9 protein-coding genes and 1 pseudogene are annotated in these 6380 nt (G+C 67.3%); all 10 read left to right on the forward strand.

Going from position 1 to position 6380, the window contains the following annotated elements; all coding sequences use genetic code 11:
• Positions 1-1112 (forward strand): annotated as a pseudogene (locus tag GJ693_RS12770) (chromosome segregation protein); the annotation flags it as partial.
• A gap of 144 nt (positions 1113-1256) precedes the next feature.
• On the forward strand, positions 1257-1559 hold the full coding sequence (locus GJ693_RS16995; RefSeq protein WP_197042181.1) for an AtpZ/AtpI family protein: 303 nt from the start codon (positions 1257-1259) through the stop codon (positions 1557-1559).
• Between the two features lie 18 nt (positions 1560-1577).
• Positions 1578-2306 (forward strand): F0F1 ATP synthase subunit A, encoded by a 729-nt coding sequence (locus GJ693_RS12780; RefSeq protein ID WP_156256681.1) that lies wholly within the window; start codon positions 1578-1580, stop codon positions 2304-2306.
• Positions 2307-2342: 36 nt separating this feature from the next.
• Positions 2343-2567, forward strand: coding sequence for an ATP synthase subunit c family protein (locus GJ693_RS12785; protein ID WP_156256674.1), 225 nt, complete (start codon positions 2343-2345; stop codon positions 2565-2567).
• A gap of 70 nt (positions 2568-2637) precedes the next feature.
• The gene (locus GJ693_RS12790) at positions 2638-3114 is read left to right on the forward strand and encodes a F0F1 ATP synthase subunit B family protein (RefSeq protein ID WP_197042182.1); all 477 of its coding nucleotides are present in this window, start codon (positions 2638-2640) and stop codon (positions 3112-3114) included.
• Between the two features lie 22 nt (positions 3115-3136).
• Positions 3137-3688, forward strand: coding sequence for a F0F1 ATP synthase subunit B family protein (locus tag GJ693_RS12795; RefSeq protein ID WP_197042183.1), 552 nt, complete (start codon positions 3137-3139; stop codon positions 3686-3688).
• A gap of 187 nt (positions 3689-3875) precedes the next feature.
• The gene (locus GJ693_RS12800; RefSeq protein WP_156256677.1) at positions 3876-4403 is read left to right on the forward strand and encodes a GNAT family N-acetyltransferase; all 528 of its coding nucleotides are present in this window, start codon (positions 3876-3878) and stop codon (positions 4401-4403) included.
• A gap of 60 nt (positions 4404-4463) precedes the next feature.
• On the forward strand, positions 4464-4991 hold the full coding sequence (locus GJ693_RS12805; RefSeq protein ID WP_235902882.1) for a DUF1285 domain-containing protein: 528 nt from the start codon (positions 4464-4466) through the stop codon (positions 4989-4991).
• 4 nt (positions 4992-4995) lie between these two features.
• Positions 4996-5574, forward strand: coding sequence for a CoA pyrophosphatase (locus tag GJ693_RS12810; RefSeq protein ID WP_235902880.1), 579 nt, complete (start codon positions 4996-4998; stop codon positions 5572-5574).
• A partial coding sequence (locus GJ693_RS12815; protein WP_156256679.1) for a CCA tRNA nucleotidyltransferase occupies positions 5571-6380 on the forward strand: 810 nt, incomplete at its 3' end. The genes GJ693_RS12810 and GJ693_RS12815, both read left to right, overlap by 4 nt.

The following is a 6380-nucleotide window of genomic DNA, read 5'->3' on the forward strand; positions in this document are numbered from 1 at the left end:
AGCGCCGGGCAGCGATTGCCGGCGAAAAGGCCGACTGGCAGCGCCGGTTGGAGGCCAGCGCCGGCCAACGCACCGAGCTCACCCGCCGCCGCGAGACGGCTGAGGAGGAACGCGCCGGCCTCGCCGCCCGCAGCCGTGCCATCAGCGCCGATCTCGCCAGCCTGGCCTCCACCACCCAGGCCGCCGACACGGCCCGCGCCGCCGCGTCCGATCGGCTGGCTTCTGCCGAAAATGCCCTGAATGCAATCAGTTCCCGCGCCCGCGCTGCCGATGCCGATGTCGGCGAAGCCCGCGAACTGCGCGCCACCGCCCGCGCCGAGGCCGAGCACCAGGATGCCGCCCGGCTGGAGATCGAGCGCCTGTGCGGCGAACGCTTCCAGTGTCCGCCGCCGCTTTTGCCCGGCCGCTTCGGCTTCGGCATCGAACCCGGCGATCCTGATGCCTTGGCCGAATCCCTCGACGCCCTCACCGGCGAACGCGACCGCCTCGGCCCGGTCAATCTGCGCGCTGATATCGAATTGAAAGAACTGGAAGAACAGGCGAAACTCACCGCATCGGAAAAGGCTGAGCTCGATACCGCCATTGCCCGCCTGCGCGGCTCCATCGGCAGCTTGAACCGCGAAGGCCGGCAGCGGCTGCAGGCGGCGTTCACGGCGGTGGATGGCCATTTCCGCACCCTGTTCAGTGATCTCTTCGGCGGCGGCGAGGCGCAGCTGGCGCTGATCGAATCCGATGATCCGCTCGAAGCCGGGTTGGAAATCATGGCGCAGCCGCCAGGCAAGAAGCTGCAATCATTGACACTTCTGTCGGGCGGCGAACAGGCGCTCACCGCCACCGCGCTGATCTTCGCGCTGTTCCTGGCCAATCCGGCGCCGATCTGCGTGCTCGACGAAGTCGATGCGCCGCTGGACGATGCCAATGTCGAGCGCTTTTGCGATCTGCTCGACCGCATGGCCGCCGAGACCAGCACGCGCTTCCTGATCGTCACCCACAATGCGGTTTCGATGAGCCGCATGCACCGGCTGTTCGGTGTCACCATGGCTGAGCCGGGCGTGAGCCAGTTGGTGAGCGTTGACCTGCAGACCGCCGAGCGGCTGGTGGCGATGGCATAGCCCGATATTCGCGCCCGGTTGCACTGCACAACGGTTGACATGCCCACCCCCCGCCTCTAGGACGCGCGCCATGTCTTGCCGGCTCCGCTGGCGGGGCCGTCTGTCATACCCGACAGGCGTATATGGACGACAGGGGTTCACGCCTTGGCCGAACAACCCACCGACGAGGATAGCCTCGCGCGCCGCATCGCTGCGGCCCGGGCTGCCGAACCGGGGCGGAAGGACGGCAAGAAGGTGGCTGAAAATGCCGGTTGGCAGGCAGCGTCGGAGTTCATCGGCGCCATGCTGGCCGGTGGTTTCATCGGCTGGTTCATCGACCGGCAGGCCGGAACCGGCCCTTGGGGTCTGATTGTTATGTTGTTGCTGGGGTTTGTGACGGGTCTCACCCAGTCGCTGCGCCGGCAGAAGCGGATGGACAAAGAGTCCGCCGAACGGAACGAGGAATAAGCGGCCGTGGCCAACCCGATGGAGCAGTTCAAGATCGAGACCATCGCGCCGATTTCGGCCGGCGGCTTCGATCTGTCGTTCACGAACAGCTCGCTGTGGATGCTGATCGCGCTGGGCTGCGTCGCGGCCTTCCTGTTCATCGGCACCGCCCGCCCGCAGCTGGTGCCGGGCCGGATGCAGGCTGCCGTTGAATATCTCTATGATTTCATTCGCGACATGCTGCGCGAAAATGTCGGCAAGGAAGGGCTGCGCTATGCGCCCCTGATCTTTGCGGTGTTCATCTTCGTGCTGGCCTGCAACCTGCTGGGCATGGTGCCGTTTATTGGTGCCTTCACGCCCACCAGCCATATCGCCGTCACCTTCGGCCTCGCCGCGATCGTGTTCATCCTGGTGGTGATCGTCGGCTTTGCCCGTCACGGCCTGCATTTCTTCTCGCTTTTTCTCCCCGAAGGCACGCCGCTGTTCGTGGCGCCGCTGGTGGCAGCGATCGAATTCCTCTCCTTCCTGTCGCGGCCGTTCACGCTCGCCATCCGACTGTTCGCCAACATGACCGCCGGCCACGTGCTAATGAAGGTGTTTGGCGGCTTCGTGGTGTCGCTGGGCGCGGTCAATATCGGGCTGGGCATCATCCCGCTGGGCGTCAATGTCGCGCTCACCGCGCTGGAACTGCTGATTGCGGTGGTGCAGGCCTATGTGTTTGCCCTGCTGGCCAGCATCTATCTCAACGACGCTGTCAATCTCCACTAATCGTTTCAACCACTTGCCACACGTAAAGGACGAACAATGGAAGTCGCTGCTTACAAGCTGATTGGTGCCGGTTTGGCCGCCATGGGTGCCGGTTTCGCCGCCATCGGCGTCGGCATCATCTTCGGGATGTTCCTGCAGGGCGCGCTGCGCAATCCGGCCGCTGCCGACAAGCTTGGCGCCCGCCTGATCTTCGGCTTCGCCGTGACCGAAGCGCTCGGCCTGATCGCCGCCGTCGTCGCGCTCGCGCTGGCGTTCGGCTGATTTTGGCTCCGGCGCCCGGTGGCTGCACCGGGCGCCGGGCGCTTGTTTGCTGAAAAGCCGGGGACGTCTCGTGCCGCAATTTGATCCTGCCAGTTTCGTATCGCAGCTGTTCTGGTTCGGCGTGGTCTTCACGCTGCTCTATTTCGTTGTGGTGCGGCCAACCTTGCCCAAGGTCGGCAAGGTGATCGAAGCGCGTGAAACGCAGGTCGCCGGTGATCTCGATCGCGCCGAAGCCGCCAAGGGCGCGGCCGATGCGCTGCGCGAGCAGCACGAGGCCGCCATGAAGGCTGCACGTGAGGCGGCGCAGGCCGCTGTCGCCCAGGCCCGCGAATCGGCGGCCAAGGCCAGCGAAGCGCAGCTGAAGGCGCTCAACTCCCGTCTGGAAGCCGATGCCGACGCTGCGGCCACCACGCTGGCGGCTGCCCGCGCTGCGGCCCGCGCCAGCCTGGAAGCCACGGTGGCCGATCTGACCAGCGAAGCGGTAGCCAAGCTGGCTGGCATCGCCATCACCCCGGCCGATGTGTCGGCGGCGCTGGCGCAGAACTGATCCGGGGCGCTGAGGAATGATCATGGCGGAAGAACAGGTCACGACAGCCGGCACCGTTGCCGAGGGCGGCCACCATGAGGAAGCCACCCTGCTGGGTGTCGACGCCGAAGGCTGGGTCTATACTGGCGTTGCCATCTTCATCGTGCTGGCCGTGGTGGTGCTGAAGGCGCCGGCCCTGATCGCCAAGGCGCTGGACGACCGGATCGCCGGCGTGAAGAAGCAGCTCGACGAAGCAGCAAATCTGCGCAGCGAAGCTGAAGCCCTGCTGGGCCAGGCGCAGGCCGCCAAGGCCGCTGCCGAAGCCGAAGCCGCGGCCATCCGCCGGCAGGCCGAAGTTGAAGCGGCCGAACTGGTGAAGGCCAGCGAGATCGCCGCCAGCGAAGCCATCGCCCGCCGCACCGCCGCTGCCCAGAGCCGCATCGAGGCCGCCGAGCGCACCGCGACCGCCGAGCTGAAGGCCGAAGTCGCGGCCCAGGTCACCAAGGCCGCCTCAGCCATTATTGCGGCGCGCGCCGACAAGGATCTGCAGGCGCGGCTGACCGACGAGGCCATTGCCAACATTCGACTGCACTGATCCACCTGCACTGATCCGGGCCCAAACGCCCACCAAACCCGTCCATTGCGCGTTCATCGCCCGGCTGTTATGCAGTCGGGCATGACGCTTTTGCTGCGCCTTGGCCGACGAATCTGACACTGCGCCCCCGTTTGGTGCAGTGCCCGTTTGTGTCGCCCGTTCTGACTGTCAGCCGAAAGCCAAATCCTTGATCGACATTGTTCCGCTGGGCCCGCAGCACCAGCCCGCCATCGAGTCCCTGCTTGACGAGCGCTTTGGTCCGGCGCGTCACAACCGCACTGCCTATCGCCTGCGCGAACGCGCCGAACTGCTCGGCGGCTTTTCCTTCGTGGCGATGGACGGTGATCAGCTTGTTGGCAGCCTGCAATGCTGGCCGATCCGGCTGAAAAGCGTGGGCGGCAGCCGCCTTCCGTTGGTCCTGCTTGGCCCGGTGGCGGTCGCCGCCAGCCGCGAAGGCCAGGGCATTGGCTCGGCACTGATGCGCGCCAGCCTTGCAGCGATCGATGCGGCTGACAGCCCGCCGGTGCTGCTGATCGGCGACGCGCCTTATTATGGCCGCTTCGGCTTTTCGGCGGTGGCGACGCGGCACTGGGAACTGCCCGGCCCGGTCGATCACGCGCGGCTGCTGCTGCGTGGGCCGACCACCGGCCTGCCCCGCATTGCCTGGGTAGAGGCCGCCAGCGTCAACCCGTCCCGCCCGGCCAAGGTTGCCTGAAACCGCGCTTCGCCCAATAAGGCGCGCGTGACCACAGAATCACCTGATCGCTTTGCCGAGCTGCTGGCCCTGTCCCGGGCCGGCAAGCGGCTGCTCGTGGAGCAATGGCACCCCACCCATTGCGGCCACAGCGACATGCGCATCGCCGCCGATGGCACCTGGTTCCACGCCGGCACGCCGATCGGCCGCAAGGAACTGGTGCAGCTGTTCTCCACCATCCTGCGCCGCGAGCCCGACGGCAGCCATGTGCTGGTAACGCCGGTGGAAAAACTCGACATCGATGTCGAGGATGCGCCGTTCATCGCGGTCGATGCCGATTGGGAAAGCGAAGGCCCGGCCCGGCGCATCCTGTTCCGCCTGAACACGGATGAAATTGTGGCTTGCGGGCCCGATCATGCGCTCGACGTGCGCATCGATGCCGATGGCACGCCACGCCCCTATCTCCATGTGCGCGGCGGCCTTGTCGCGCTGGTCAACCGCGCCACCTTCTATCGCCTCGCCGATCTGGCGCTGGCCGAAGGCGCGGAGCCGCCCGGCCTGTGGAGCGACGGCGCCTTCTTTGCGTTTGGAACCAGCGATGCCGCTTGACCGGGTGCGCACCCTCCTGAGCGGTCCGTTCACGCCCCAGCCGCACGGCGACTGGGATCTGGATCGCGGCCCGCCGCCACCTGCAACGCGGCTGACGCCGGCCGCCGTGCTGATGGCGATTTCCGACGAGGCCGCGCCGCAATTGCTGTTCACCCGCCGCACCGCGCATTTGAAACGTCACGCCGGCCAGGTCGCCTTTCCCGGCGGCCGCCAGGATGCGACCGACCCGGACGCCGTCGCTGCGGCGCTGCGCGAGGCGGAAGAGGAGGTGGCGCTGCCGCGACAGGCCGTGGAGGTGCTCGGCACGCTCGATCCCTATCGCACCGGCACCGGTTATCTGGTCACGCCGGTGGTTGGCGTGGTGCCGCCGGGGCTGACGCTGAAAGCCCAGCCCGACGAGGTGGACGAGCTGTTCCACGTGCCGCTCGCCCATGTGCTCGATCCGGCCAACCATGTGCGCCAGACCGGGCAATGGCAGGGCCAGACCCGGCATTTCTGGTCGATCCAGCACGATCGCCATTATATCTGGGGCGCCACCGCTGGCATGATCGTGGCGCTTTCGCGCCGACTGGAGGCGCTGTGAACCTGCCGCCCCACTTGCCGCCCCAAGGCTGGGCGACCACTCCGGCGGGTGCGGCGCTGTTGCAGGCGCTGGAGGCCGTCGCGGGCGATACAAGGCTGGTCGGCGGCGCCGTGCGCGATGCCCTGCTGGGGCTGGACGGCGCCGATATCGATCTGGCGACGCGTTTCCCGCCGGACGAAGTGATGAAACGGGTGCGGGCCGCCGGCCTGAAGGCGGTGCCGACCGGCATTGCCCATGGCACGGTGACCGTGGTGGGAGAGGGCCTCGTCGCGGAAGTCACCACCCTGCGCCGCGACGTGCAGAGCTTTGGCCGTCACGCCGAAGTCGCCTTCACCGACGATTGGCGCGAGGATGCCGCGCGCCGCGATTTCACCGTGAACGCGCTCTATGCCCGGCTGCCCGATGGCGCGATCGACGATTATTGGGGCGGGCTTGCGGATCTGTCGGCGCGCCGGGTGCGTTTCATCGGCGATCCGCTGCAGCGCATTGCCGAGGATCATCTGCGTATCCTGCGCTTCTTCCGCTTCTCGGCGCGCTTTGCTGCCAACATCGATGCCGATGGCCTCGCCGCCTGCACCGCACGCGCCAACGATCTGATGGCGCTGAGCCGCGAGCGCATCGCCATGGAGTTGCGCCTGCTGCTGGCGCTTCCCGATCCGGTGGCGACCCTGGCGCTGATGCTGGAGGCCGGCATCTTCCGCCCGGTGCTGCCGGAACTCGACCCGGCGCGCCTGCCGGTGCTGGTGCGGACCATCGCGGCCGAAGCCGCCGCCGGCGTCACGCCGGCCTGGGAACGCCGCCTGGCG

Source organism: Sandarakinorhabdus oryzae (assembly GCF_009733735.1).
In the GTDB taxonomy this organism is placed as follows: Bacteria; Pseudomonadota; Alphaproteobacteria; order Sphingomonadales; family Sphingomonadaceae; genus Sandarakinorhabdus; species Sandarakinorhabdus oryzae.

Excerpts from the sequence above, each read along its gene's own strand:
- GJ693_RS12780 (WP_156256681.1), top strand. The coding sequence starts at position 1,578 with ATGGAGCAGTTCAAGATCGAGACCATCGCGCCGATTTCGGCCGGCGGC.
- GJ693_RS12795 (WP_197042183.1), top strand. The coding sequence starts at position 3,137 with ATGGCGGAAGAACAGGTCACGACAGCCGGCACCGTTGCCGAGGGCGGC.
- GJ693_RS12785 (WP_156256674.1), top strand. The coding sequence starts at position 2,343 with ATGGAAGTCGCTGCTTACAAGCTGATTGGTGCCGGTTTGGCCGCCATG.